Annotated in this window: 1 protein-coding gene; it reads right to left on the bottom strand. The window is 71.3% G+C overall.

The window, feature by feature from the left end:
* Positions 1–18: 18 nt before the first annotated feature.
* Complete coding sequence (locus tag ACYVLP_RS23495) at positions 19–1,092, bottom strand: IS110 family RNA-guided transposase (RefSeq protein WP_460629711.1); 1,074 nt, start codon at positions 1,090–1,092, stop codon at positions 19–21.
* Positions 1,093–1,360: the final 268 nt, after the last annotated feature.

The raw sequence follows: 1,360 nt of genomic DNA, 5'->3' as shown, positions 1-1,360 counted from the left end.
GGACGCTCCTATGGTTCGTCAAGGCGTGGTGGGTGCGTGTTCGAGTTGGCGGTATAGGTCTCTGGCGATGTAGCGCTTGAGGCAGCGTTTGATCTCGCGGCTGGTCTTGCCTTGGGTGGTGCGGCGGGCGACGTAGTCGCGGGTGTCTTGGTCGTAGCGGATGCGGGACAGGGTGATGGTGTGCAGGGCGCGGTTGAGCTGGCGGTCGCCGTACCGGTTGAGTCGGTGGCGGTTGGTGGTCTGGCCGCTGGTGGCCGGGATCGGGGCCGCGCCGGCGAGCATGGCGAAGGCGGCCTCGGAGTGGACTCGTCCGGGGTGGGACCAGGCGCACAGCACGGTCGCGGCCACGATCGGGCCGATGCCGGGCTGGGCCAGCAGGTCGGGGCGCCAGGACCGGACGATGGCCAGGATGTTCTTCTTGTGCTCGGCGGCCTCCTGGGTCAGGGCTCGGGCGCGGCGGGCCAGGGACCGCAGCGTGGTGACGGTCGTGGTGGTCTCCAGGTCCCAGGACGGGTGGGCCCGCAGGGCTGCGGCGGTGCGCAGCATCGCGGGGAGTTTCTGGCCGCGGAACCGGGCGCGGACCGGCTCGGGTGCGGCGATGACCAAACTGAACAGCTGCCGTTGGGCGTCGCCGGCGGCCTCGACCGCGGACCGGCGCGCGGCCAGCAGCACCGACAGGGCCTGCCGGTCCCCGGTCGTGGCTCCGCCGCCGCGGGGGGTGCCTAGCTTTTCCCGGGACAGCGCCTCGCGGGCGGCGCGGACCGCGTCCAGCGGGTCGGACTTGACGCCGTTGCGGCGCCGGGCCCGCACGGGCCGGTCCAGCTCGAGTACGAGTTCCTGGAGGCGGGCCAGGTGCCGGGCCAGGCCGGCGCCGTGCCCGCCGGTGCCCTCGATCGCCCAGGCCCGCAGTGCCGCGTGCTCCTCGGCGAACGCCACCAGCTCGGCGTACCCGTCGGTGTCCGCCTCGACGGTGACCTCGCCCAGGACACCACCGGTGCGGGCATCGACCACCGCCGCGGAATGGGTGTGGACGTGGGTGTCGACGCCGATCACGACATCGACCAGCTCACGCAGGTCGGTCACACTGGTCATGCGTTCTCTCCTTGCCTGGAACGGGACGTGGTTCCCGGTCCGGGTCGGAGACTCGGCAGGACTGTGATGAGACACGACGGGCTCCTTACGCCCGACGGTCAAGCTCCTGATCAGGCCAGTCGCTCCGACCGGGCCGGGTCCAACGAACCCCGGACGGACAGGTCCAGAGAAAGGCACATAGCCAGTCGAGTGAAGAGTCACGCCCGGGATCGTCGAACACAGCCCACCACCAACCAGGCCGCGACGCCATCCTCACAGTCGAGTGAGC

This window comes from Intrasporangium mesophilum (assembly GCF_054783095.1).
This window is presented reverse-complemented; position numbering and strand designations above follow the sequence as displayed.